Here is a 24,372-nt window from a genome sequence, read left to right as displayed (position 1 = left end):
TCAGATGTTTCGCACAAGCGATATTGTTCTGATAACGGTGATGATGGCTGCCGCCGCCTTTACCTACAAGACCAAGCACGACGCCGAGGCCAGCTACAAGGAGCTGCGCACGATTGAGCGGCAGGCCGAGCTGGAGAAGGACTCCATCGACATTCTGAAGGCGGACTGGAGCCTGCTGACGCAGCCTGCGCGCCTGCAGCGGCTGACGGAAACCTACAAGGAAGAGCTGGGGCTTGAGCCGGTGGAAGCGCCGCGCATCGCCGAGTTCTCCGATCTGCCGGAGCGGCCATTGACCATTGAGGGGATCGTCACCGACATGGCGGGTGCCGATGGCGGTCCTGACCAGACGACAACCGGGGCGGTGCGGCCATGACTGGGGCAAGCGAATACACCCACGACACGGATACCTCTGCGGTGCGCCGCGGGGCTGCAACCATTGTCATGGATGGCGCAGGCAAGGCGCGTGGCGGCCGGGCGCAGAACCGCGTCGTCATGGCCATGGCCGTGATCTTCGGCATCTACGCCGCGCTTGGCGGCCGTCTCGTGCATCTGGCCATGCAGGAAGAGCCCGAAGCGAGCCTTCCCGCTGCCCGCGTGACCGCGTCGCGGCCTGATCTCGTGGACCGCAATGGCGAGGTTCTGGCAACCGACATCAAGACGGCATCGCTCTTTGCCGAGCCGCGCCGCATCGTCGACATCGACGAGGCCATCGAGAAGCTCTCCACGGTTCTGCCCGATCTGAACTATCAGCAGACCTATCGCCGGCTCGACAGCGATGCCGGTTTTGTGTGGCTGCGCCGCCAGCTTTCACCGCGTCAGCAGGCCGACATTCTGGCGCTCGGCATTCCGGGCCTTGGTTTCCGCACCGAGAAGCGCCGCTTCTATCCGGGCGGCCCGACGGCCTCGCACATTGTCGGTCTCGTCAACATCGACAACAAGGGCATCGCCGGCATCGAGAAATTCGTCGACGATCAGGGGCTTGCCGACCTACAGGCGACGGGCCTCGCGGTCGAGGGGCATCTGGAGCCGGTCAGGCTTTCTCTTGATCTGCGCGTCCAGCACATCATTCGCGACGAGCTGGTGCAGGCGCTCGACCGCTACAAGGCGATTGCCGCCGGTGCGGTGGTGCTCAATGCGCGCACGGGCGAAGTGGTGGGCATGGGCTCGGTGCCCGATTACGATCCCAACAACCCGGTCAACGCGCTCGACAAGGATCGCCTGAACCGCATGTCGGCAGGCGTGTTCGAGATGGGGTCGACCTTCAAGCTCTTCACCGCCGCCATGGCGCTCGATTCCGGCCTGGTCAGCATCAATGACAGTTTTGACGCCACACGGCCGATCCGTATCGGCGGCTTTACCATCACCGACTTCCACGGCAAGCGCCGTGTGCTGAGCGTTCCGGAGATCTTCATCTACTCGTCCAACATCGGCACGGCCAAGATGGCCGACGTTGTTGGCATCGACGGACACCGCGCCTTCCTGCAGAAGATCGGCCTTCTGGGACGCCTGCCCACGGAACTGCCGGAGGTTGCTCTCCCGACCGAGCCGAAGACCTGGAAGAAGATCAACTCGATCACGATCTCCTACGGTCACGGCATGGCGACCACGCCGCTTCAGACGGCGGTGGCAGCGGCAGCGATGCTGAATGGCGGCAAGCTTTTCCCGCCGACCTTCCTGCCGCGCACCGAGGCCGAGGCCAACGAAATCGCCGAACAGGTGATCTCGCCGAAGACCAGCGCCGAAATGCGCTACCTCTTCCGTCTCAACACGGAAAAGGGCTCAGGCCGCCGCGCCGAGGTGGAAGGCTATTATGTGGGTGGCAAGACCGGAACGGCAGAAAAGGTCGTGAATGGCCGCTACTCAAACAATGTGCGCTTCAACGCCTACATCGCCGGTTTCCCGGCTGATGATCCGGACTATGTGGTTCTCGTCTTCGTCGATGAGCCGAAGCCGGAGCGGGATGGCATCAGTGCAACAGCGGGCATGAATGCCGCACCGATGGTGCGTAACATCATTCGCCGCTCTGCGCCGCTTCTTGGCGTGAAGCCCGAATTCGGTCAAGAAAGTAATGCTTTGCTGGTCTCACAGCAGTGAGTCGGCCATGCGCCGAGGGGAAACGTGGTAATTGAAAGCGCCGGGGCCCATGAAATTCAGTGAATTTGCAGACATTCTTTCCAGTCAGGGGCTCTTGCCGGCGGATCGACCGATTTCAGGCGTTTCGTCGGATTCTCGCACGGTTGAAGCCGGTGACCTGTTTTTCGCGCTTGCCGGCGTAAAGGCGGACGGCGCGTCCTTCGCGCACGACGCTGCGCGCAAGGGGGCTGCGGCCATCATTGCACGACCGGGCGCGCTTGCGTCCGATCCGGGCATTCCCGTCATCGAGACCGACGATCCGCGCCGTGCGCTGGCGCTCTGCGCTGCGCGTGTGTTTCCGCGCCAGCCCGAAACCATGGTTGCCGTGACCGGCACCAGCGGCAAGACCTCCGTTGCCTCTTTCACGCGGCAGATCTGGGAACATGCGGGACTGCCCGCTGCCAGCATCGGCACCACCGGGGTGGTTGCGCCGGGGCGCGATGAATATGGCGAGCTGACGACGCCCGACCCGATTGCGCTGCACCGTCTTCTGGACGAGCTCGCGGGGGCGGGCGTGACCCATGCCTCCATGGAAGCTTCCAGCCACGGGCTCGACCAGCGCCGCCTCGATGGCGTGCGGCTCGCTGCCGGCGGTTTCACCAATCTTGGCCGCGACCACATGGATTACCATCCGACGATCGAGGAGTATCACCGCGCCAAGATGCGGCTCTTCGATGCGCTGCTGCCCAAGGGTGCGCCGGCGGTGATCTTCGCTGACGATCCGTGGTCGGAGCCGACCGAGAAGGCGGCGAAGGCGGCAGGCCTCGATGTGCGCACCGTGGGCCGCAAGGGCGGTTTCCTGACCCTGAAGCGGGTTGAGCATGAGCGGCATCGCCAGCGCGCCGAAGTCGATGTCGACGGCGTGATCTACGAGGTGGACCTGCCGCTTGCGGGCGACTTCCAGGTGGCCAATGCGCTGGTTGCGGCAGGCCTTGCCATCAGCACCGGCACTGCGGCGGAAACGGCCTTTGCCGCACTTGAGACGCTGAAGGGCGCTTCGGGACGGCTGGAGCTGGTCGGAACGGCCGGCAATGGCGCGCAGGTCTATGTGGACTACGCCCACAAGCCGGACGGTCTTGAGAATGTGCTCCAGTCGGTGCGGCCCTTCACCACCGGTCGCGTGATCGTGGTGTTCGGCTGCGGCGGCGACCGCGATACGGGCAAGCGCCCGATCATGGGTGAGATCGCCGCGCGGCTCGCCGATGTGGCCATCGTGACCGACGACAATCCGCGCTCGGAAGATCCGGCGATGATCCGCGCCGCCGTCATGGAAGCGGCGTCGGGCGCGCGTGAGATCGGCGATCGCCGTGAAGCGATCCGCGCCGCCGTCGCCATGCTTGAGGAAGGCGACACGCTGATCGTGGCCGGCAAGGGCCATGAAACGGGTCAGGAGATTGCGGGCCGCAAACACCATTTCTCCGATCATGAGGAAGTGCGCACGGCACTCGCGGAGCGCGCCGGATGAGCACGTTGTGGACCTTCGAGGCGCTGGTGCAGGCGACGGGCGGAAGACCGCTGGGCCAGGCATCAGGCCCCATCACCGGTATTTCCATCGATACGCGGACGCTCAACCCGGGCGACGCGTTCTTCGCCATTGAGGGCGAGCGTTTTGACGGGCACAGCTTCGCCACCGCTGCCATGGCGGCGGGCGCTTCGGTGCTGATCGTCGCCGAGGCGAAGCTGCCGGCGCTCGGGCGGCTGGCCGTGCCGATGGTGGTGGTGCCGGACGTTCTGGGCGCGCTGGAAGATCTGGGGCGCGCGGCGCGACTGCGCAGCCGCGCGAAAATCGTGGCGGTGACCGGCTCGGTCGGCAAGACCTCCACCAAGAACATGATGCGTCAGGCGTTTTCCGCCTGCGGCAGCGTGCATGCGGCCGACCGCTCGTTCAACAATCACTGGGGCGTGCCGCTGACGCTCGCCCGCATGCCGGCCGATTGCGATTACGCGATCTTCGAGATCGGCATGAACCATCCCGACGAAATCCGCCCGCTGGTGAAGATGGTGCGTCCGCACATCGCCGTGGTGACGCTGGTGGCTGCCGCGCATCTGGGCTTCTTCAAGAGCGTTGAGGAAATCGCCCACGCCAAGGGCGAGATCTTCGAGGGGCTGGTGAAGGGCGGCGCGGCGCTGATCAACCGCGACGATGCGCACTGGGACACGCTTGCGCGTCTGGCCGAAGAGGCCGGCGTGAAGACCATTGCCGGCTTCGGCGCGCACGAAAAGGCCGATATCCGGCTGACCCATGTGGAGTGCGGTCCGCAATCCTCAACCTTTGCCATCGAGATCGATGGCGAGGCGACCGAGGTGCGGCTGGGCGCGCCGGGGCGGCACATGGTGCAGAATGCGCTGGCGACGCTGGGTGCGGTCCATCTGGCGCAGGCCGACCTGCAGAAGGCTGCGATGGCGCTTGGCTCCTTCGACGCCGAGGCCGGGCGCGGCGCACGCCATCGGCTGATGCTCGATGGCGGCGCGTTCACGCTGATCGATGAGAGCTTCAACGCCAATCCGGCCTCCATGGCGGCTGCCTTCGACCTGTTGAAGCGCGCCGAGCCGGAAGCCGGTGGACGGCGCATCGCCGTTCTGGGCGATATGGCGGAGCTTGGCGAACATGCAGAAAAGCTGCATGCCGGGCTCGCCGGCATGGTGACGGATGCGGGCACGGAGCTCGTTTTCCTCGCCGGCAGGGAAATGAAAGCGCTGGCCGCGGCACTGCCCGATGGGCTGCCGGTGGAACACCGCGAAGCAACGGACGATCTGCGCACGCTTGTGCTTGCGGCTGTGAAGCCCGGCGACGCCGTCATGATCAAATCTTCAAAAAGCATCGGCTTCAACAAACTGGTCGACGCCATCCTAAAAACCTATCCGGGCGCGGCGACGGGGGACTGATCCATGCTCATGATGCTCGTTGACCTGGCCGATGAAGTTTCGGTTCTCAACGTATTTCGTTACATCACCTTCCGCACCGGCGGTGCGCTGATCACCTCGGCGCTGATCGTTTTCCTGTTCGGGCCGATGATCATCGCATCGCTGCGTGTGCGTCAGGGCAAAGGACAGCCGATCCGCGCCGACGGGCCGCAGACCCATTTCAAGAAGGCCGGCACGCCGACCATGGGCGGGCTCATGATCCTGTCGGGCATTCTGGGCTCCTGTGCGCTCTGGGCGAACCTCTCCAGCGTTTATGTCTGGGTGGTGCTGATGGTTACGCTGGGCTTCGGCGCCATCGGCTTCTATGACGATTATCTCAAGGTGACGAAACAGTCGCATCTGGGCTTTTCGGGCAAGGCGCGCCTGACGGCCGAATTCGTGATTGCGGGCATTGCGGCCTGGGTCATCATGAATGCGGGGCAGGCGCCGTTCTCCTCGTCTCTGACCTTCCCCTTCTTCAAGGATTTCCTGCTCAATCTGGGCATCTTTTTCGTGCCTTTCGCGGCCTTCGTGATCGTGGGTGCGGGCAATGCCGTGAACCTGACCGATGGTCTCGACGGGCTTGCCACGGTGCCGGTCATGGTGGCGGCGGCGTCGTTCGGCGTGATCGCCTATCTCTCCGGTAACGCCATCTTCGCCAACTATCTGCAGATCCACTTCGTGCCCGGCACGGGTGAGCTGGCGGTGATCCTTGGCGCGGTGATCGGTGCGGGGCTCGGCTTCCTGTGGTTCAACGCGCCGCCGGCGGCAATCTTCATGGGCGACACGGGATCGCTGGCGCTTGGCGGCCTGATCGGCTCGGTTGCCGTGGCCACCAAGCACGAGATCGTGCTCGCCATCATCGGCGGACTGTTCGTGGTGGAAATCCTTTCGGTGATCATTCAGGTGGCGGTCTTCAAGATGACCGGCAAACGGGTGTTCCTGATGGCCCCGATACACCATCACTTCGAAAAGCTCGGCTGGACCGAAAGCCAGGTGGTGATCCGTTTCTGGATCATTGCGGTGCTTCTGGCGCTGGTGGGCCTGTCCACCCTCAAGCTGCGCTAGGGCGGGTGCGATGATCCCGGCCTCCGTCTTCAAGGGCAGGAATGTTGCTCTGTTCGGGCTTGGCGGCTCGGGCATCGCGACGGCGCGCGCGCTGGTTGCCGGTGGCGCGGTGGTGACCGCGTTCGACGACAATCCCGAAAGCGTGGCGCGGGCTGCCGGCGAGGGCGTGCCCACGGGCGATCTGCGCGGCATCGACTGGAGCGCGCAGGATGCGTTCGTCCTGTCGCCCGGCGTGCCGCTGACCCATCCGCGCCCGCACTGGAGCGTGGAGCTGGCGCAGGCGGCGGGCGTGGAGATCATCGGCGATGTGGAGCTGTTCGCCCGCGAGCGGCAGGCCCATGCGCCCGACGCCCCGCTGGTGGCGATCACCGGCACCAATGGCAAATCGACTACCACGGCGCTGATCGCGCATATTCTCGCCGACGCGGGGCGCGACACGCAGATGGGCGGCAATATCGGCCGGGCGGTCATGACGCTCGATGCGCCGCAGCCCGAACGGCATTACGTCGTGGAGTGCTCCTCCTACCAGATCGACCTCGCACCCACGCTCGACCCCTCGGTCGGCATTCTCCTGAACCTGTCGCCCGATCATCTCGACCGGCACGGCTCGTTTGAGAATTATGCCGCGATCAAGGAGCGGTTGGTGGCGAAAAGCGGGCTGGCGATTGTCGGTGTCGACGATCCCGATTGCCGCCGCATCGCCGACCGGCTTGCTGAGGCAGGGCGCAGGGTCGAGCGCATTTCATCAACGTCCCGGCTTGATGACGGGTTCCACCTCGACGGGCTCGCCCTCATGCGGGCGGTGAACGGCGTTGCCGAACAGCTCGCCACGCTTGAAGGCATCGGCTCGCTGCGCGGCGCGCACAATGCGCAGAACGCGCTTGCCGCACTGGCGGCCTGTCTGGAATGCGGGCTCAGCCTCGAAGAGATACAGGCAGGGTTCAACAGCTTTCCGGGGCTTGCCCACCGCATGGAGCAGGTCGCGCGCAAGGGGCGGGTGCTGTTCGTCAACGATTCCAAGGCGACCAACGCCGATGCGGCGGAGCGGGCGCTTTCAAGCTTTGAACGCATCTACTGGATTGCCGGCGGCCTGCCCAAGGATGGCGGGATTGAAACGCTGAAAAGCCTCTTTCCGCGCGTCGCCAAGGCCTATCTGGTGGGCGAGGCCGCGCCAGCCTTTGCTGCTACGATCGGAGAGGCGACGGCGTTCGAGATTTCGGGTACCATAGACAAAGCCGTCGACCATGCGGCGCGCGATGCGGCGGGCGATCCCGCGCCGGAGGCTGTAGTCCTGTTATCGCCAGCCTGTGCGAGTTTCGATCAGTTCAGGAATTTTGAGGTGCGTGGCGATGCCTTCCGCGAGGCGGTTCGTTCGCTCGCCGGCGCCGAGATGATGGGGAGCAAGTGACATGGTGAGCCGCACCGACCGAAGCCCGGTTGCCAATTGGTGGTGGACCATTGACCGTTGGTTCCTTGGCGCGTTCCTGCTTCTTATGGGGCTTGGCGTCGTTCTGTCGTTTGCGGCAAGCCCGGCCGTTGCCGATCGCATCGGTCTGTCCAGCTTCCATTTCGTGACGCGCCAGATTGTCTACATGCTGCCTGCGGTGGTGGTGATGATCGGTGTTTCGTTCCTCAGCCCGCGTCTGGTGCGGCGACTGGCGCTCGTGATGCTGGTGGGCGCTCTGGCGCTGATGGTGCTGACGCTCTTTGCCGGTATGGAAGTGAAGGGCTCGCGGCGCTGGCTCCACATATTCGGCGTCTCCATTCAGCCTTCGGAATATCTGAAACCCGCCTTTGTGGTGATCTGCGCCTGGCTCTTCCATGAGCATGCGCGCCAGCCCGAAATTCCAGGCAATCTGTTTGCGATGCTGCTGCTCGGTCTCGTCATCGCGCTTCTGGTCGCGCAGCCCGATCTGGGTCAGACCATGCTGGTGCTTGGCACATGGGGCGCGATGTTCTTCATCGCCGGCATGCCGTGGCTCTGGATCGCCGTGCTCGGCGCGCTGGGCGCGGGCGGCGCGTTTCTCGCCTACACGATCTTCCCGCATGTGGCCGACCGTATTGACCGCTTTCTGACCGGCGAGGGCGACACCTATCAGGTGGACATGAGCATCGAGGCGATCACCCGCGGTGGCTGGTTTGGACGTGGGCCGGGCGAAGGCACGGTGAAGCGCATTCTTCCCGACAGCCACACCGACTTCGTGTTCGCCGTGGCGGGCGAAGAGTTCGGGATCATCATCCTTCTTATCATTTTGAGCATCTTCGCCTTCGTTGTGCTGCGCGGTCTTTCAAAGGCGCGCCGCGAAGAAGACGATTTTACGCGCTACGCGGTGAGCGGGCTGGTGATTCTGTTCGGCTTCCAGTCGATCATCAATATGGGCGTGAATGTCCGCATGCTGCCGGCCAAGGGCATGACGCTGCCCTTCATCTCCTATGGCGGTTCATCGCTGATCGCCATGGCCATTTCCATGGGCTTCGTGCTGGCGCTCACGCGCCGCAAGCCCGAAAAGCGCCGCCCGGTCGCCTATGCGCAGCCGGCGGGACGCGAGGCAGTCGCAGGATAACATGACCAAGGGTACGATCCTTCTTGCCGCCGGTGGGACCGGCGGTCACCTTTTTCCGGCCGAAGCTCTGGCGCACACGCTGCATGAGCGTGGCTGGTCGGTGCATCTGGCGACCGACCGGCGTGCGGCGCGTTTTGCGGGTTCGTTTCCCGCCGACGAGACGCACATCGTTGAGAGCGCCACGTTCGGTTCCAAAAATCCGATTGCGCTTCTGAAGGCTGGCTGGACCATCTGGCGCGGCGTCAAGCAGGCTTCGGTGATCCTGCAGCGGTTCAAGCCTGCCGCCGTGGTGGGGTTCGGTGGTTATCCGACGCTTCCGCCGCTCTATGCCGCCACACGGCGCAGCATACCGGCGCTGGTTCATGAACAGAACGCGGTGATGGGACGCGCCAACAAGGCGCTGGCTGGCCGTGTGCAGGCGATTGCCGGCGGCTTTCTGCCGGATGAGGGTGCGTTTGCCGACAAGATCGTGGCGACGGGCAACCCGGTGCGCCCTGCGGTCATCGAAGCTGCGGCAGAACCTTATCGTGCGGCAGGCGCGCAGGAGCCTTTCAGGCTTCTGGTCTTTGGCGGCAGCCAGGGCGCGCAGTTCTTTTCCGATGCGATCCCCGCAGCGATTGCGCTGCTTGAGCCTGAGCAGCGGGCGCGGCTCGTCGTGACGCAGCAGGCGCGTCCCGAAGACGAGGGCGAGGTGCGCGCGGCCTATGAGAAGCTTGGCGTGCCAGCCGAGGTCTCCACCTTCTTCAAGGACATGGCGCACCGCATCGCCGAGAGCCATCTGGTCATTTCACGCTCTGGCGCTTCGACCGTTTCGGAAATCGCGGCCATTGGCCGTCCGGCGTTTCTGGTGCCTTATCCGCATGCGCTCGATCATGATCAGGCGGCCAATGCGGCAGCGCTTGAAAGGGCCGGTGGCGCGGAGCTTCACGCCCAGTCAACGCTCTCGCCCGAGCGGCTTGCAGAGCTGATCGGCGGCGCCATGAACGATCCTCAACATCTGGCCGAGATGGCGGCTGCCGCGCGCAGCGTGGGCAAACCCAATGCAGCGGAGTTGCTTGCCGACCTCGTGGAGGCTATTGCCTCCGGCCAACCCGCAGACACAATGAAGGAAGGAACCCGCGCATGAAAATGCCGCAGACGATTGGAACCGTGCATTTCGTCGGCATCGGCGGCATAGGCATGAGCGGCATCGCCGAGGCGCTGCACACGCTTGGCTACAAGGTGCAGGGATCTGACCAGGCCGAGAACCCCAATGTGGTGCGCCTGCGCGAGAAGGGTATCGAGGTTTTCATCGGTCACGCCGGAGAAAATCTGGGCGAGGCGGAAGTCATCGTCGTTTCGACGGCCATCAGGAAAGACAATCCCGAGATCGTTGCGGCGCGTGAGAAGCATCTGCCCATCGTTCGCCGTGCAGAAATGCTGGCCGAGCTGATGCGCTTCGGTCAGGCGGTCGCCATTGGCGGCACCCATGGCAAGACGACCACCACCTCGATGGTGGCGGCACTCTTCGATGCGGGCGGGTTCGACCCGACGGTCATCAATGGCGGCATCATCAACGCCTATGGCACCAATGCGCGCATGGGCGAGGGCGACTGGATGGTCGTCGAGGCCGATGAGAGCGATGGCACCTTCCTCAAGCTGCCCGCCGACATTGCCGTCATCACCAATATCGATCCCGAGCATCTCGATCATTACGGCGATTTCGACAAGCTGCGCGCGGCCTTCCGCCAGTTCGTCGAGAATGTGCCGTTCTACGGTTTTGCCGCCATGTGCATCGACCATGCCGAGGTGCAGGCGCTGGTCGGCCGCATCGAGGACCGCCGCGTCATCACCTATGGCGAGAACCCGCAGGCCGATGTGCGGTTCTCCAATCATCACATGGACGGTCCGGTCTCCGTGTTTGACGTGACATTCCGCGACCGCAAGACGGGCGAGACGCAGACGCTTGAGGGCCTGCGCCTTCCGATGCCCGGCCGGCACAATGTGTCGAACGCGACGGCGGCCATTGCCGTGGCGCATGAGCTTGGCATCGACCATGAGGCGATCCGCGCAGGTCTGGCGGGCTTTGGCGGCGTGAAGCGCCGCTTCACGCTTACGGGCGTGTGGAACGGCGTCAGTGTGTTTGACGATTACGGCCATCACCCGGTCGAGATCCGCGCCGTGCTTAAGGCCGCGCGCGAGGCGTGTCAGGGGCGCATTCTGGCGATTGCGCAGCCGCACCGCTATTCGCGCCTGCATGACCTGTTCGACGATTTCGCCGCCTGCTTCAACGAGGCGGACAAGGTGCTGGTCGCGCCGGTCTATTCGGCGGGCGAAGACCCGATCGAAGGCGTGTCGTCCGACACGCTCGTTTCGCGCATCCGCGCTTCGGGCCACCGCGACGTGGCGTATATCGAAGGGCCGGAAGCGGTCGAGCAGATTGTGCGCGACTGGGCGAAGGAAGGCGACTTCATCGTCTATCTGGGCGCCGGCAACATCACCCAGTGGGCCTATGCGCTGCCCAAAGAGCTTGAGGCCAAGGGATGAGCGGAGCGGAACTGCTGGAGCGTCTCGGCGACCGGCTGTCGGGCCTGCGCGGGCGGCTGACGCCCGACGCCGGCATGGACAAGATCACCTGGTTTCGCGCCGGCGGTCCGGCTGATGTTCTGTTTCAGCCGGCCGATGAGGAAGACCTCTCGGCATTTCTGAAAGCGGTGCCGGAAGACATTCCGGTGACCATGGTGGGCATCGGCTCGAACCTTCTGGTGCGCGAGGGCGGCATTCGCGGTTTCGTGGTGCGGCTTTCGGCCAAGGGGTTTGGCCAGGCGGAAGTGGTTTCCGATACGCGCATTCGCGCGGGCGCGGCCATTCCCGACAAGCGGCTTGCCGCAGCGGCGCTTGAGGCAGGCATTGGCGGGTTTCATTTCTACCACGGCATTCCCGGTGGTCTGGGCGGTGCGCTGCGCATGAATGCGGGCGCCAATGGCGTCGAGACGAAAGAGCGGGTGATCGAAGTGCGCGCGCTTGACCGGAAGGGCGAGCTGCATGTCTTCTCCAATGCCGATATGGGCTATGCCTACCGGCATTCGGACGCGCCCCGTGACCTGATCTTCACCTCCGCGCTGATGGAAGGTTACCGGGAAGATCCCGATGTCATCCGTCGCGAGATGGATGCGGTTCAGCATCACCGCGAGACCGTGCAGCCGGTGCGTGAGAAAACGGGTGGCTCCACCTTCAAGAACCCGCCTGAAAGCTCGGCCTGGAAAGAGGTCGACAAGGCCGGATGCCGCGGGCTGACCATCGGCGGCGCGCAGATGTCGCCCATGCACTGCAATTTCATGATCAACACCGGAACGGCGAGCGGCTACGACCTGGAATATCTGGGCGAGGCGGTGCGCGCGAAGGTTCTTGAGCATTCGGGCGTTCGTCTCGAATGGGAGATCAAGCGCATCGGTGAATTCCGCGAAGGCCGCGAGATTGACCCGTTTCTGGGGCCGATGCTCTAGTTTTGCTCCTGAATGAATACCGGTCGCACGAAGATGCGGCCGGGGATATTTGCTCCCGCGCGGTCTATGTTGCGCCGCAGCAGTTCTGCCCCTCCCGGATGTGTCAAGTTGCGTCCCGGGGGTGTTTGCGTTCACAAAATGTAAAATTTTCAGAAAATTGAATCTTCGGGAATCTCAAGCCCTTGCCTTGGAATCAAACCTCTGATTCTTTGGCCCATAAGTAATCACTGATTTGAGTCGCGGCGTTCGGGTCGGGGGCTTTCCCATTTGAGGAGGTCTTGCTCGGCCAATGCGGAATATTGCCCGAAATTCCGGGCGCTTGGACAAGGGGGTAGCCGGAAAATGAAGAGGAAGCACGTTGCCGTCCTGATGGGGGGATTCTCCTCCGAGAGGCCGGTTAGTCTTTCTTCCGGTACTGCCTGCGCCGACGCTCTCGAAGTCGAGGGCTATGCTGTCACGCGTGTCGATGTTGGGCGCGATGTTGCGCGGGTCCTGTCTGATCTCAATCCTGATGTCGCCTTCAATGCCTTGCATGGTCCGTTCGGTGAGGACGGGGCCATTCAGGGCATTCTCGAATATCTCGATATTCCCTACACGCATTCCGGCGTGCTGGCGTCCGCGCTTGCCATGGACAAGCAGCTTGCCAAGACCGTGGCGAAGGCGGAGGGCATTCCGGTCGCCGACGCGCTGGTGGTCAACCGTTTCCAGATCGGCAATGAGCACCCGATGGAGCCGCCCTATGTGGTGAAGCCCGTCAATGAGGGGTCCAGCTTTGGTGTGGTGATCGTGCAGGAGGGGCAGAGCACGCCCCCGCAGATCATCAGCTCGACGGACTGGCAGTATGGCGAGCGCGTGATGGTCGAGCGCTATGTGGCCGGACGCGAGTTCACCTGTGCGGTGATGGGTGATCGTGCGCTCGGCATTGCCGAGATCATTCCGGTCGGTCACACCTTCTACGATTACGACTCGAAATACGTTCCGGGTGGGTCAAAACACGAATGCCCGGCAAAAATTTCACCAAATATTTACCAAAAAATAGAGACACTGGCCCTCACGGCACACAAGGCTATTGGCTGCCGGGGCGTGTCCCGGTCCGACTTCCGTTTTGACGATCGCAAATCCGCTGATGGAGAGCTTGTCTGGTTGGAGGTGAACACGCAGCCCGGCATGACGCCAACCTCTCTGGTGCCCGAGATCGCCGCAGCGGCGGGAATTGGGTTTGGTGAATTGTTGAGTTGGATTGTGGAGGACGCTTCGTGTTCTCGCTGACGTCATCAAAGGCTGGGAAGGACCGGTACATGGCAAGGCGTCGTGGCGGCGATGTGGTGCTGCCGCGCTGGCTGCGCCGGCCGGCCCGCTTCATGCAGCGCGTCAATGCGGGCGAAGTGGAGCCGCCGCGCTTTGGCGCGAGCATTGCAACAGCTGCCCTTCTCGGCGCGACCGCGATCTACGGAACGCTTGCCGGTGGACATCTGCCGCAGGTGGTGCAGAGCGTGACCGCGCGCACCGGTCTGGCGATTGCGCAGGTACATGTGGTCGGCAATGATGAGACGTCCGAGATCGACGTGATCCAGGAAGTGGGTCTCGACGGCTGGACGGCGCTGGTCGGTTTCAGCGCCGAGGGCGCGCGCGAGCGGCTTTCCGCCCTGCCATGGGTCGAGGGTGTGGCTGTCCGCAAGATTTACCCGGCGACGCTTGAAGTCGACATCACCGAGAAGAAGCCTTTCGCGATCTGGCAGCACGGCAACGAGCTTTCCCTGATCGAGAAGGATGGTTCGGTGATCGCGCCGTTCGATGGCGGGCGCTACACGGCGCTGCCGATGGTGATCGGCGTTGGTGCGCGTGAGGCCGGGCCGGAGTTCATCGCCAAGGTGGCGCGTCATCCCGCGATTGCGGATGCAGTGCGCGCCTATATCCGCATTGGCGACCGGCGCTGGGATCTGCGTCTGAAGAATGGCGTGACCATCAAACTGCCCGAGCGTGACGAGGCTCTGACGCTGGCGACACTGGCTTCGCTCGATCGCCAGAAGGGCCTTCTGTCGCGTGACATCACCTCGGTGGACATGCGTCTTGGCGACCGCATCGCCATCGGTCTGTCCGAGGATGCCGCCGAGGATCACCAGGAAGCGATGCGCAAGCGTTACAAGGCGCGGATTGCAGGTGGGGCGCAGATATGAGCTGGTTATCAGATCCCAAGAAGAACGCTGCGCGCCGCTCCGGCATCATCACGGTTCTCGATGTTGGTTCGAGCAAGGTGTGCTGCATCATCGCCAAGCTCATGCCGGCGGAGGAAGGCCGCGCGCTGCGCCATCGCACGCATCGTGTGAAGGTCATCGGCATCGGTCATCAGCAGTCGCAGGGCGTGAAGTCCGGCGTCATCATCGATCTCGACCGGGCCGAGGAATCGATCCGGCTTGCGGTGGATGCGGCCGAGCGCATGGCGGGCCTGACGGTGGATTCGCTGATCGTCAACGTGTCGGCGGGACGCCTGCGCAGCGAGACGATCTCGGCGTCGATCAATCTTGGCGGTCACGAGGTTGCCCGGTCCGACATCAACCGCGTTCTCGCGGCCGGTGCGCGGCAGGGGCTCGAGACCGAGCGTGAAGTGGTGCATTCGCTGGCGACGGGCTTCAGCCTCGATGCCGAGCGCGGCATTCGCGATCCGCGCGGGATGGTTGGTGCGGAACTCGGCGTCGACATGCACATCCTGACGGCGGACGCAGCGCCGCTGCGCAATCTGGAGCTTTGCATCAACCGTTCGCACCTTTCGGTCGAGCGCATGGTGGCGACGCCCTACGCAAGCGGTCTGGCCGCACTTGTGGATGACGAGGCGCAGATGGGTGCGGCCTGCATCGACATGGGCGGCGGCACGACGACGATCTCCGTCTTCGCCGAAGGCAAGTTCGTGTGGGCCGAGGCGCTGCCGGTTGGCGGCAACCACGTGACCATGGATCTGGTGCGCGGCCTGTCGGCGCGGCTTGAGGATGCGGAGCGGCTGAAGGTCATGCACGGTTCGGCGCTCATCTCTTCGAGCGACGACCGGGACATCGTTTCGATCCACCCGATGGGGGCGGATCCGAGCGAACAGCCGATCCAGGTGCCGCGCGCCGTGATGACCCGGATCATCCGCGCGCGCATCGAAGAAACGCTGGAGATGGCTCGCGACAAGCTGAACCGCTCCGGATATGGCGGCCTGGTGGGGCGCCGGGTGGTGCTGACGGGTGGCGCTAGCCAGCTTGTCGGTCTGCCTGAGGCAACCCGCCGGCTTTTCGGGCGCAATGTCAGGCTCGGGCGTCCGCTCGGCGTGGCGGGGCTTCCGGAAGCGGCCAAGGGGGCGGCTTTCTCCGCCTCGGTGGGCCTCTTGATCTATCCGCAGGTTGCGGAGTTCGAAAACCGTGGCCGCAGCGGAAAGAGCGGCATATTCACGCGCGCGACTGGCACTGGCGGCCGGTTCCAGCGCGTCAGCCAGTGGCTGAGAAGCAACTTCTAGCGGGGGCGGCCCCAAATTGACGACCGCGGCGGCGACCAGGCGGCGGCAAAGGCGGAAAGGACGAGGACAATGACTATCAATCTGCAGAAGCCGGACATTACCGAGCTGAAGCCACGCATCACCGTTTTCGGTGTCGGGGGCGGGGGCGGCAACGCCGTCAACAACATGATCAATGCCGGCCTGCGTGGCGTCGAGTTCGTCGTCGCAAACACCGATGCGCAGGCTCTGACCCAGTCCAAGGCCGAGCGCCTGATCCAGCTCGGCGCTGCCGTGACCGAGGGGCTTGGCGCCGGTTCGCAGCCGGAAGTTGGTAAGGCCGCCGCCGAAGAATGCATCGACGAACTGGTCGATCACCTGTCCTCCACCCACATGTGCTTCGTGACCGCCGGCATGGGCGGCGGCACCGGCACCGGTGCTGCGCCCGTTGTGGCCCGCGCCGCCCGCGAGAAGGGCATCCTGACCGTTGGCGTCGTCACCAAGCCGTTCCACTTCGAAGGCCAGCGCCGCATGAAGACGGCGGAAGCCGGCATCGAGGAGCTGCAGAAGTGCGTTGACACGCTGATCGTCATCCCGAACCAGAACCTCTTCCGCATCGCCAACGACAAGACCACCTTCGCCGACGCCTTTGCGATGGCCGACCAGGTGCTCTACTCGGGTGTCGCCTGCATCACCGACCTGATGGTCAAGGAAGGCCTGATCAACCTCGACTTCGCCGACGTTCGCTCGGTGATGCGCGAGATGGGCAAGGCCATGATGGGCACCGGCGAAGCATCCGGCGAGGGCCGTGCAATGGCTGCCGCCGAGGCTGCAATCGCCAACCCGCTGCTGGACGAGAGCTCCATGAAGGGCGCACGCGGCCTTCTGATCTCGATCACCGGCGGTCGCGACCTGACCCTGTTCGAGGTGGACGAAGCTGCGACCCGCATTCGCGAGGAAGTGGACCCGGACGCGAACATCATTCTCGGCGCGACCTTCGACGAAGACCTGGAAGGCGTCATCCGCGTTTCGGTCGTCGCGACCGGCATCGACAAGTCGGCAGCGGAGATTTCCGCACCTGCATCCGCTTCGCGTCCGGCTCAGCCGCGCACGGTGGAAATGCAGCGCCCGGCAGCCGTTGAAGCCAAGCCGCAGGTTGTTGCCGATCCGGTGGCCGAAGCAATCCGTGAGGCCGAGCGCGCCGAACCTGCTCCGGTAGCCGCCCGTGCGCCGACGCCGCGTCCTGCCGTCAGCAATGGTGGTTTCCAGCCGCAGAGCTCGCTCTTCCGTGGCGCACAGCCGGTTCAGCCGGCTCCGAAGGCCGCAGCGCCTGCGCCGGCTCCCAAGCCGGTACAGCAGCAGCCCGCACCGGCTCCGGTCGCCGCACAGGCTCCGCAGCAGCCGCAGCCGGCTCCGATGCAGCCGCGCGCCGAACAGGTTCAGCCGCAGCCGCAGGCCGCCGCACCGCGCATGCCGCGCGTCGAGGATTTCCCGCCGGTCGTGAAGGCCGAGATGGAAGCCCAGGCGCAGGAGCATGAGGATCGTGGTCCGATGGGCCTGATCAAGCGCCTCACGCATGGTCTTTCGCGCCGTGACCCCGAGCAGGGTTATTCGGAGCAGCCGCGCGAGCCGAAGCTGCGTCAGGCAGCCCCGCAGGCGCGCCGTGCACCCGAAAGCGACGGTCAGCTCTATGCGCCGCGTCAGGGCCGTCTCGACGAGCATGGCCGCCTGACCACGCAGCAGCGCAATGTGCAGGAAGAGGATCAGCTGGAGATTCCCGCTTTCCTTCGCCGGCAGGCCAACTAGATCGCCGTGCATCCAATTGGATGCACAAAGGACGAGCCAGGTTTTTGAAGAGCATCGGAATCAACCGAAAACCGGATTCCGCTTTTCGGTCCGATGCTCCGGCGGTAACGCCTGTAACGAAATGTCAGGGAGGGGGATGCGGCGCATCCCCCTTTTTGTTAAAAATTCCTAAACAAATCATGTCGTTATGGCTGAATCTGATTTTTGTGATGCCGTAACAAGAAGTAAGAAAGCGTGATTTGGAGTCTGTATTTGGCGACATTATCTTCCGTCGCAACTAAAGGCGGGGCGTGGGACGCATTTTGGGGGTGTTGTCCTGAAAACCATGGACGTGCTGGCGCTTGACTGAGCGCAGGCCTTTGAGAGCTTACGGGGACCATTTTGCTCGAATATCAGACGACACTCAAATCGCGCTGTTCTCTCTCGGGTATCGGCGTTCACAGCGGTAAGCCCGTTTCCATTCACTTTTCTCCGGCTGAGCCTGACACGGGCATCGTGTTTCAGCGGATCGACGAGGCCGGCACCGGTCGCGTGATTCGCGCGCTCGCCTCTGAAGTCTGCCAGACGGATCTCTGCACGGCGCTGGGCGATGCCCGCGGCGAATATGTCGCCACGGTCGAGCATCTCATGGCAGCGCTTCTGGCTGTCGGCATCGACAATGTCGTGATCGAGATCGACGGAACCGAAGTGCCGGTTCTCGATGGCAGCGCCATCGGTTTCATGGATGCGTTCGAGCAGGCCGGCATTGCAACGCTTGCCGTCAAGCGCCGCTATATCCGCGTCGTCAAACCGGTTCGCGTCGACAATGGTGGTTCCTGGGCGGAGTTCCGCCCCTATGACGGTACGCGTTTCGAGGTCGATATCGATTTCGACACTCCGGCCATCGGCCGGCAGGCGCTTGCGCTGGACCTGAATGCCGGGAACTTCCGCAAAGAGGTTGCGCGCGCCCGTACCTTCGGTTTCATCAAGGATGTTGAGCGGCTGTGGGCTGCCGGCTATGCGCTGGGTTCTTCGCTGGAGAACTCGGTCGTCATCGGTGAGGACCACAAGGTCATCAACATGGAAGGCCTGCGCTACCCTGACGAGTTCGTGCGTCACAAAATGCTCGACGCCGTGGGTGATCTGGCTCTGGCCGGTGCGCGTTTCATTGGTTGCTTCCGCTCCTACCGTGGCGGACACCGACTCAATGCGGCTGCACTGCGCCACCTTCTGACCGACCATTCTGCCTACGAGATCGTCGAAACGACGCGTCGTGAGCAGGGACGTCGTGCGGAAATGGTTGCCGTCAGCGCACCCGTTTACGCGCCCTGGACGCTTTAGTTCTGCGCTTTATGCGCCAGTTCAGGGCCTGCGCTTCCTTCCTCGTGCCACAAAATTGTACGATTGGCGGGCAATAGCGTTGCCGCGTGGCGGTCATTTGCTCTATGACTGCGTTCCGATATCGATTTTCCGTTTGCGAGAGGCGAAATGCGTTCAACTTTTGTTGCCGGCATGACCAGGACAGGCAGAGCTGCCATCACGACAGCTTCCGTGCTTGGCGTTTCGCTTCTTCTTTCCGCCTGTAATGCGGAGAAGGACCTTGATCTGTCGACCTATGTCGAGCAGACCGATCCGGCTGACGTGCTCTACAATCAGGCGCTGGCCAACATGAATGCCGGACGGCTGAAGGAGGCGAGCGCGAAGTTCGAGTCCATCGACCGTCAGCACCCCTATTCGGAATACGCCCGCAAGGCGATGGTGATGAACACCTTCGCCAACTACCGGCAGGGCAAGTATGACGAGGCCATCAACAGCGGCAAGCGCTATGTGGCGCTCTATCCGACCACGGAAGATGCAGCCTATGCGCAGTATCTCGTTGGCCTGAGCTATTTCCGCCAGATCCGCGATGTGACGCAGGACCAGCGCGAGGCGCGCCGCACCGTCGAAGCGATGGAAGAGGTTGTGCAGCGCTGGCCGGATTCGGAATATGTGCCGGATGCCGAAGCCAAGATCCGCATTGCCCGCGACCAGCTCGCCGGCAAGGAAATGCAGATCGGCCGCTACTATCTCGAGCGTCGTGAATATGTTGCCGCCGTGCGCCGCTTCCGTGGTGTGGTGGAGAGTTATCCCAACACACGCCATGTCGAGGAAGCGCTCGCGCGCCTGACCGAAGCCTATTACGCGATGGGCCTGGTGTCGGAAGCGCAGACGGCTGCTGCCGTTCTGGGTCACAACTACCCGGACAGCCAGTGGTACAAGGATTCCTACGCATTGCTGCAGTCTGGCGGGCTGGAGCCGCGTGAAAACAGCGGTTCCTGGATTTCCAAGGCTGGAGCGGCAATTCTGGGCGGCTGACCCTAACCATGCTGTCTCATCTGTCGATCCGCGATATCGTCCTGATTGAACGCCTCGACATGGATTTTTCCTCGGGGCTCTCGGTTCTGACCGGTGAGACCGGTGCGGGAAAATCCATCCTGCTCGATTCACTCTCACTGGCTCTTGGTGGCCGTGGCGACGCCTCACTTGTGCGCCATGGCGCAAATCAGGGGCAGGTGATCGCCGTGTTCGATCTGCCGGCGGCACACCCCGTGCGCGCCGTGCTGGCCGAGAACGCCATTGACGATGAGGGCGACGTCATTCTGCGCCGTGTGCAGAGCGCCGATGGCCGCACCCGTGTTTTCATCAACGACCAGCCATCCAGCGTTGCGCTGATGCGGCAGGTGGGGCGACAGCTTGTCGAGATCCACGGCCAGCATGACGAGCGCGCGCTTGTCGATGCCGCGATGCACCGCGACCTGCTTGACGCATTTGGCGGGCATGGGCCTGACGTTGAGCGTGTGCGCACCGCATGGCGCGATCTGCGCCAGTGTGAGCAGGAGCTTGCGCGGCACCGTGCGCGTGTTGAGGCTGCAGCCCGCGAGGCCGACTTTCTGCGCGCCTCGGTGGAGGAGTTGACCAAGATCGATCCGCGTCCGGACGAGGAAGCGGTGCTCGCCGGCGAACGCGCGGACATGATGCGTGCGGAGAAGATCGCGTCCGACATCTCCGATGCGCAGGAAGTGCTGTCTGGCCATGCGTCGCCCGTGTCACAGCTCTCCAGCCTGCTGCGCCGCTTGCAGCGCAAGGCGGAAGAGGCGCCGGGCCTTCTTGACGGCATCATCGAACCGCTCGATTCAGCGCTTCTGTCGCTTGATGTCGCCCAGTCCGGCGTGGATGAGGCGATGCGCGCAACCGAGTTCGATCCGAAGCGTCTGGAAGACACGGAAGAGCGCCTCTTTGCGCTGCGCGCCGTTGCGCGCAAGCACAATGTCCAGGTGGATGATCTGGCCGAGCTGTGCGCCCGCATGGTGGGCGATCTGGATGATCTCGACGCCGGTGAGGAGCGCCTTGGCGCGCTGGAGGAGCGGGCGAAGGCCGCGATCGGCATCTACAGCGCCGCGGCGGAAGAACTCTCTCAGCGACGCCGTGAGACGGCTCTGACGCTGAGCAAGGCCGTCATGGAAGAATTGCCGGCCCTCAAGCTGGAGCGCGCCGAGTTTATCGTGGAGATTGCCACCGAGGCCGACGACCGGGGCGAGGATGGCATCGACCATGTGGAGTTCTGGGTGCGGACCAATCCGGGCACCCGCGCAGGCCCGATGATGAAGGTCGCTTCGGGCGGCGAGCTTTCGCGCTTCCTGCTGGCCCTCAAGGTGGTGCTGGCGGATCGCGGTTCTGCGCCGACGCTCGTTTTCGATGAGATCGACACGGGCGTGGGCGGTGCGGTGGCAGATGCCATCGGTCAGCGCCTTGCGCGCCTTTCCGACCGCATTCAGGTGCTTTCAGTGACCCATGCGCCGCAGGTGGCGGCGCGCGCGGGCACGCATTACCTGATCGCCAAGAGCGGCGATACGGACCGCGTCGCGACCGGCGTTTCGGTGATGAACACCGACGCACGGCGCGAAGAGATTGCCCGCATGCTGGCTGGCGCCACGGTGACCGACGAGGCGCGCGCAGCCGCGCACAAACTGCTTCAGGGCAACGCAGTCGCCTCCTGATCCATTCTTCTGTTCGGGGTTTGCCGGCGACCCTTGTCAGCAGGCTTCAGGCGCTTAAAAAGACCGCTGCCCCTATCGGGCGCGAATGTTTTACACTGCGCGCCGTTTCACACAGTCGGATCCATTGTCATGCCCAAAGCCAAGCCCGCCGTTGACACGCTGACGGAAGCCCAAGCCAGTGAAGAACTCGAGGCGCTCGCCCTTGAGATCGCCAAGCATGACCGGCTCTATCACGCTGAAGACGCTCCGGCGATTTCGGATGCCGACTATGACGCGCTGCGGCGGCGCAACCTGGCCATCGAGCAGCATTTTCCGGCTCTGGTGCGGGACGATTCGCCTTCGCGGCGGGTTGGTGCGCCTGTATCCGGGAAGTTCGAGAAGGTCCGGCACAAAGTGCCGATGCTGTCGCTCGACAATGCCTTTTCCGACGAGGACGTGATCGACTTCGTGGCGCGCATCCGCCGCTATCTGAAGCTTGCCGCCGATGCGCCGGTGGTGATGACCGCCGAACCCAAGATCGACGGCCTGTCGCTTTCTCTGCGCTATGAAAACGGTCGCCTGATCTCCGCCGCCACCCGTGGCGACGGGCAGGAGGGCGAGAACGTGACGGCCAATGCGCGTGCGGTTGCTGACATCCCGAGCGTGCTTGCGGGCAATCCGCCCGAGGTGATCGAGGTGCGCGGCGAGGTCTATATGACCCATGCCGACTTCTTCGCGCTGAACAAGCGCCAGGAAGAGGCGGGCAAGCAGACCTATGTGAACCCGCGCAACACGGCTGCCGGTTCGCTGCGCCAGCTCGATTCCTCCGTCACCGCCGCCCGGCCGCTGAAATTCTTTGCCTATGCATGGGGCGAGGTGTCGGAAATGCCGTCTGACACGCAGACGGGCATGGTGGAAGCGCTCGAGGAATACGGGTTCCGCGTCAACGATCTGATGAAGCGCTGCGAGAGTGCCGAAGCGCTTATCGCGCAGTATCGCAAGATCGAGGAAGAGCGCGCGATGCTGCCCTATGACATCGACGGCGTGGTCTACAAGGTGGACGATCTTGAACTGCAACGGCGGCTCGGCTTCGTCTCGCGCAGCCCGCGCTGGGCGATTGCCCACAAATTCCCGGCCGAGAAGGCGACGACGATCCTGCATGGCATCGACATTCAGGTGGGGCGCACGGGCGCGCTGACACCGGTTGCGCGGCTGGAGCCGGTCACGGTCGGCGGTGTGGTGGTGACCAATGCGACGCTCCACAATGCCGAGGAGATCGAGCGGCTGGGCGTGATGGTCGGCGACACGGTGACGGTTCAGCGCGCCGGCGATGTGATCCCGCAGATCCTCGGCTTCATCGAGGAGAAGCGTCCCAAAGACGCCGTGCCCTTCGCGTTTCCCACGGTCTGCCCCTGCGATCTGAAGACGCCGGTGGTGCGGGAGGGCATCGGCTCTGGCGTTGAGGGTGTGGTGCGCCGCTGTTCGGGCGAATTTGCCTGCCCGTTCCAGCGCGTGGAGCATCTGCGGCACTTCGTTTCGCGCCGGGCCTTCGACATTGACGGGCTTGGCGAGAAGCAGATCGAATTCTTCTTCAACGATCCCGACCTGCCGGTGAAAGCGCCGGGCGACATCTTCACGCTGGCTGCGCGCGACGCCGAAAGCTTCAAGAAGCTGAAGGACAAGGAAGGCTGGGGTGCGACCTCCGCCGTCAAGCTGTTCGAGGCCATCGAGCAGCGCCGCACGATCACGCTGGAGCGCATGGTCTATGCGCTTGGCATTCGCCATGTGGGCGAGCAGACGGCCAAGACCCTGGCGCGCGCCTATGGCAGTTGGCAGGAGTTCCACGACGCCGCGCTGGCGGTGGCCAATGGCGACGCGCAGGCGCGTGAGGAAATGGACGCGCTTGATGATATCGGCGATGCGGTGATCGCTTCCATCGCGCAGTATTTCGGCGAGGCGCACAACCGGGAACTGGTCGAGCGTCTGGCAGGCGAAGTGACCGTGAAGGAAGCCGAGCGCCCGGCAGCCGATTCGCCCGTGGCCGGTAAAACCATCGTCTTTACCGGCAGTCTGGAACGCATGTCGCGCGATGAGGCGAAGGCCATGGCCGAACGGCTGGGCGCGAAGGTTGCCGGCTCCGTTTCCAAGAAGACGGATCTGGTGGTGGCCGGCCCCGGCGCAGGCTCCAAGCTCAAGAAGGCGGCGGAGTTCGACATCGAGGTGATCGACGAAGACGCGTGGTTCGAGCGTGTCGGAGGCTAGAGCGCCGTGCGTCTATTAGGATGCACAACGGACGCTCTAACCCCTTGAAAGCACTATGCACCTCAAAAAGCGCGCCGTCGCTGGTGCACTGTTTGAAGCGCACCGTGCGGCTGGCCGTCTTTGGCTCGGTGATTATGCGGTCGTGGCGTTCTGGCATGGATCCCCGGGTCAAGCCCGAGGATGACGAGTGTGTTTTGACGCTTGTACGCAACCGTATTCGAAATGGACTGGGCACCATCCCCCGTCGTCATCCTCGGGCCTGACCCGAGGATCCATGCCCGGGCATCCCGGACAGCTCCAGAAACGCTCTCCCCCCTTGAAAGCAGGATGCACCTCAAACAGCGCGCCGTCGGTGGTGCACTGTTTGAGGCGCACCGTGCCGCTGGCCTTCTTTGGCTGGGTGATGATGCGGTCGTGGCGTTCTGGCATGGATCCCCGGGTCAAGCCCGAGGATGACGAGTGTGTTATGACGCTTGTACGCAACCGTATTCGAACTGGACTGGGCACCATCCCCCGTCGTCATCCTCGGGCTTGACCCGAGGATCCATGCCCGGGCATCCGGACAGCTCCAGAAACGCTCTAACCTCCTGAAAGCACGATGTGCCTCAAACAGCGCGCCGTCGGTGGTGCACTGTTTGAAGCGCACCGTGCCGCTGGCCGTCTTTGGCTGGGTGATTATGCGGTCGTGG

Annotated in this window: 18 protein-coding genes; all 18 read left to right on the top strand. The window is 63.7% G+C overall.

The genetic code is table 11. From position 1 onward, the window contains the following. Nucleotides 1-4: 4 nt before the first annotated feature. The 18 genes from ftsL to ligA all read left to right on the top strand — a co-directional run bounded on the left by ftsL (nucleotide 5) and on the right by ligA (nucleotide 23,683). On the top strand, nucleotides 5-373 hold the full coding sequence (gene ftsL, locus ACRTG1_RS11380; protein ID WP_206554164.1) for a cell division protein FtsL: 369 nt from the start codon (nucleotides 5-7) through the stop codon (nucleotides 371-373). Continuing rightward, nucleotides 370-2,094 (top strand): peptidoglycan D,D-transpeptidase FtsI family protein, encoded by a 1,725-nt coding sequence (locus tag ACRTG1_RS11375; RefSeq protein WP_206543894.1) that lies wholly within the window; start codon nucleotides 370-372, stop codon nucleotides 2,092-2,094. Before ftsL ends, ACRTG1_RS11375 begins: the two co-directional genes overlap by 4 nt. A gap of 49 nt (nucleotides 2,095-2,143) precedes the next feature. Next, a complete protein-coding gene (locus ACRTG1_RS11370) occupies nucleotides 2,144-3,598 on the top strand; it encodes a UDP-N-acetylmuramoyl-L-alanyl-D-glutamate--2,6-diaminopimelate ligase (RefSeq protein WP_432516296.1) in 1,455 nt (484 codons plus the stop codon). Beyond that, the gene (locus ACRTG1_RS11365; RefSeq protein ID WP_432516295.1) at nucleotides 3,595-5,019 is read left to right on the top strand and encodes a UDP-N-acetylmuramoylalanyl-D-glutamyl-2,6-diaminopimelate--D-alanyl-D-alanine ligase; all 1,425 of its coding nucleotides are present in this window, start codon (nucleotides 3,595-3,597) and stop codon (nucleotides 5,017-5,019) included. The genes ACRTG1_RS11370 and ACRTG1_RS11365 overlap by 4 nt, the downstream gene beginning before the upstream one ends. 3 nt (nucleotides 5,020-5,022) lie before the next feature. Next, on the top strand, nucleotides 5,023-6,105 hold the full coding sequence (gene mraY, locus ACRTG1_RS11360; RefSeq protein ID WP_113155645.1) for a phospho-N-acetylmuramoyl-pentapeptide-transferase: 1,083 nt from the start codon (nucleotides 5,023-5,025) through the stop codon (nucleotides 6,103-6,105). Between the two features lie 10 nt (nucleotides 6,106-6,115). Continuing rightward, on the top strand, nucleotides 6,116-7,513 hold the full coding sequence (gene murD, locus ACRTG1_RS11355; protein WP_432516294.1) for a UDP-N-acetylmuramoyl-L-alanine--D-glutamate ligase: 1,398 nt from the start codon (nucleotides 6,116-6,118) through the stop codon (nucleotides 7,511-7,513). Between the two features lies 1 nt (nucleotide 7,514). Beyond that, on the top strand, nucleotides 7,515-8,669 hold the full coding sequence (gene ftsW, locus ACRTG1_RS11350; protein ID WP_113155643.1) for a putative lipid II flippase FtsW: 1,155 nt from the start codon (nucleotides 7,515-7,517) through the stop codon (nucleotides 8,667-8,669). Nucleotide 8,670: 1 nt separating this feature from the next. Then, a complete protein-coding gene (gene murG, locus ACRTG1_RS11345) occupies nucleotides 8,671-9,795 on the top strand; it encodes an undecaprenyldiphospho-muramoylpentapeptide beta-N-acetylglucosaminyltransferase (RefSeq protein WP_299934924.1) in 1,125 nt (374 codons plus the stop codon). Further along, nucleotides 9,792-11,195 (top strand): UDP-N-acetylmuramate--L-alanine ligase, encoded by a 1,404-nt coding sequence (gene murC, locus ACRTG1_RS11340; protein WP_113155641.1) that lies wholly within the window; start codon nucleotides 9,792-9,794, stop codon nucleotides 11,193-11,195. Before murG ends, murC begins: the two co-directional genes overlap by 4 nt. Further along, nucleotides 11,192-12,154 (top strand): UDP-N-acetylmuramate dehydrogenase, encoded by a 963-nt coding sequence (gene murB, locus ACRTG1_RS11335; protein WP_432516293.1) that lies wholly within the window; start codon nucleotides 11,192-11,194, stop codon nucleotides 12,152-12,154. The genes murC and murB overlap by 4 nt, the downstream gene beginning before the upstream one ends. A gap of 342 nt (nucleotides 12,155-12,496) precedes the next feature. Next, a complete protein-coding gene (locus ACRTG1_RS11330; RefSeq protein ID WP_113155639.1) occupies nucleotides 12,497-13,423 on the top strand; it encodes a D-alanine--D-alanine ligase in 927 nt (308 codons plus the stop codon). Nucleotides 13,424-13,452: 29 nt separating this feature from the next. Continuing rightward, nucleotides 13,453-14,331, top strand: coding sequence for a cell division protein FtsQ/DivIB (locus tag ACRTG1_RS11325; protein WP_113155638.1), 879 nt, complete (start codon nucleotides 13,453-13,455; stop codon nucleotides 14,329-14,331). Beyond that, nucleotides 14,328-15,644 (top strand): cell division protein FtsA, encoded by a 1,317-nt coding sequence (gene ftsA, locus ACRTG1_RS11320; protein WP_113155637.1) that lies wholly within the window; start codon nucleotides 14,328-14,330, stop codon nucleotides 15,642-15,644. The genes ACRTG1_RS11325 and ftsA overlap by 4 nt, the downstream gene beginning before the upstream one ends. A 69-nt stretch (nucleotides 15,645-15,713) precedes the next feature. Then, nucleotides 15,714-17,426, top strand: coding sequence for a cell division protein FtsZ (ftsZ, locus tag ACRTG1_RS11315; protein WP_206548134.1), 1,713 nt, complete (start codon nucleotides 15,714-15,716; stop codon nucleotides 17,424-17,426). Nucleotides 17,427-17,807: 381 nt separating this feature from the next. Beyond that, nucleotides 17,808-18,746 (top strand): UDP-3-O-acyl-N-acetylglucosamine deacetylase, encoded by a 939-nt coding sequence (gene lpxC, locus ACRTG1_RS11310; protein ID WP_113155635.1) that lies wholly within the window; start codon nucleotides 17,808-17,810, stop codon nucleotides 18,744-18,746. 171 nt (nucleotides 18,747-18,917) lie between these two features. Next, on the top strand, nucleotides 18,918-19,760 hold the full coding sequence (locus ACRTG1_RS11305) for an outer membrane protein assembly factor BamD (protein WP_222474089.1): 843 nt from the start codon (nucleotides 18,918-18,920) through the stop codon (nucleotides 19,758-19,760). Between the two features lie 8 nt (nucleotides 19,761-19,768). Further along, complete coding sequence (recN, locus tag ACRTG1_RS11300; RefSeq protein ID WP_206548133.1) at nucleotides 19,769-21,442, top strand: DNA repair protein RecN; 1,674 nt, start codon at nucleotides 19,769-19,771, stop codon at nucleotides 21,440-21,442. 129 nt (nucleotides 21,443-21,571) lie between these two features. Further along, nucleotides 21,572-23,683, top strand: a complete 2,112-nt coding sequence (gene ligA, locus ACRTG1_RS11295) for an NAD-dependent DNA ligase LigA (RefSeq protein ID WP_432516292.1) — start codon at nucleotides 21,572-21,574, stop codon at nucleotides 23,681-23,683. The last annotated feature ends 689 nt before the right edge of the window (nucleotides 23,684-24,372 follow it).

The organism is Nitratireductor sp. PBL-C9 (genome assembly GCF_050877045.1).
GTDB lineage: Bacteria > Pseudomonadota > Alphaproteobacteria > Rhizobiales > Rhizobiaceae > Nitratireductor > Nitratireductor aquimarinus.
The sequence above is the reverse complement of the archived record's forward strand: the minus strand, read 5'-3'. Positions and strand labels throughout refer to the sequence as shown.

Coding starts and splice junctions, on each gene's coding strand:
- murC (WP_113155641.1), top strand. CDS start 9,792: ATGAAAATGCCGCAGACGATTGGAACCGTGCATTTCGTCGGCATCGGC.
- ACRTG1_RS11330 (WP_113155639.1), top strand. CDS start 12,497: ATGAAGAGGAAGCACGTTGCCGTCCTGATGGGGGGATTCTCCTCCGAG.
- murD (WP_432516294.1), top strand. CDS start 6,116: ATGATCCCGGCCTCCGTCTTCAAGGGCAGGAATGTTGCTCTGTTCGGG.
- ligA (WP_432516292.1), top strand. CDS start 21,572: ATGCCCAAAGCCAAGCCCGCCGTTGACACGCTGACGGAAGCCCAAGCC.
- murB (WP_432516293.1), top strand. CDS start 11,192: ATGAGCGGAGCGGAACTGCTGGAGCGTCTCGGCGACCGGCTGTCGGGC.
- ACRTG1_RS11325 (WP_113155638.1), top strand. CDS start 13,453: ATGGCAAGGCGTCGTGGCGGCGATGTGGTGCTGCCGCGCTGGCTGCGC.
- ACRTG1_RS11375 (WP_206543894.1), top strand. CDS start 370: ATGACTGGGGCAAGCGAATACACCCACGACACGGATACCTCTGCGGTG.
- mraY (WP_113155645.1), top strand. CDS start 5,023: ATGCTCATGATGCTCGTTGACCTGGCCGATGAAGTTTCGGTTCTCAAC.
- ftsZ (WP_206548134.1), top strand. CDS start 15,714: ATGACTATCAATCTGCAGAAGCCGGACATTACCGAGCTGAAGCCACGC.
- murG (WP_299934924.1), top strand. CDS start 8,671: ATGACCAAGGGTACGATCCTTCTTGCCGCCGGTGGGACCGGCGGTCAC.
- ftsL (WP_206554164.1), top strand. CDS start 5: ATGTTTCGCACAAGCGATATTGTTCTGATAACGGTGATGATGGCTGCC.
- ACRTG1_RS11370 (WP_432516296.1), top strand. CDS start 2,144: ATGAAATTCAGTGAATTTGCAGACATTCTTTCCAGTCAGGGGCTCTTG.
- ftsA (WP_113155637.1), top strand. CDS start 14,328: ATGAGCTGGTTATCAGATCCCAAGAAGAACGCTGCGCGCCGCTCCGGC.
- ftsW (WP_113155643.1), top strand. CDS start 7,515: ATGGTGAGCCGCACCGACCGAAGCCCGGTTGCCAATTGGTGGTGGACC.
- ACRTG1_RS11305 (WP_222474089.1), top strand. CDS start 18,918: ATGACCAGGACAGGCAGAGCTGCCATCACGACAGCTTCCGTGCTTGGC.
- ACRTG1_RS11365 (WP_432516295.1), top strand. CDS start 3,595: ATGAGCACGTTGTGGACCTTCGAGGCGCTGGTGCAGGCGACGGGCGGA.
- recN (WP_206548133.1), top strand. CDS start 19,769: ATGCTGTCTCATCTGTCGATCCGCGATATCGTCCTGATTGAACGCCTC.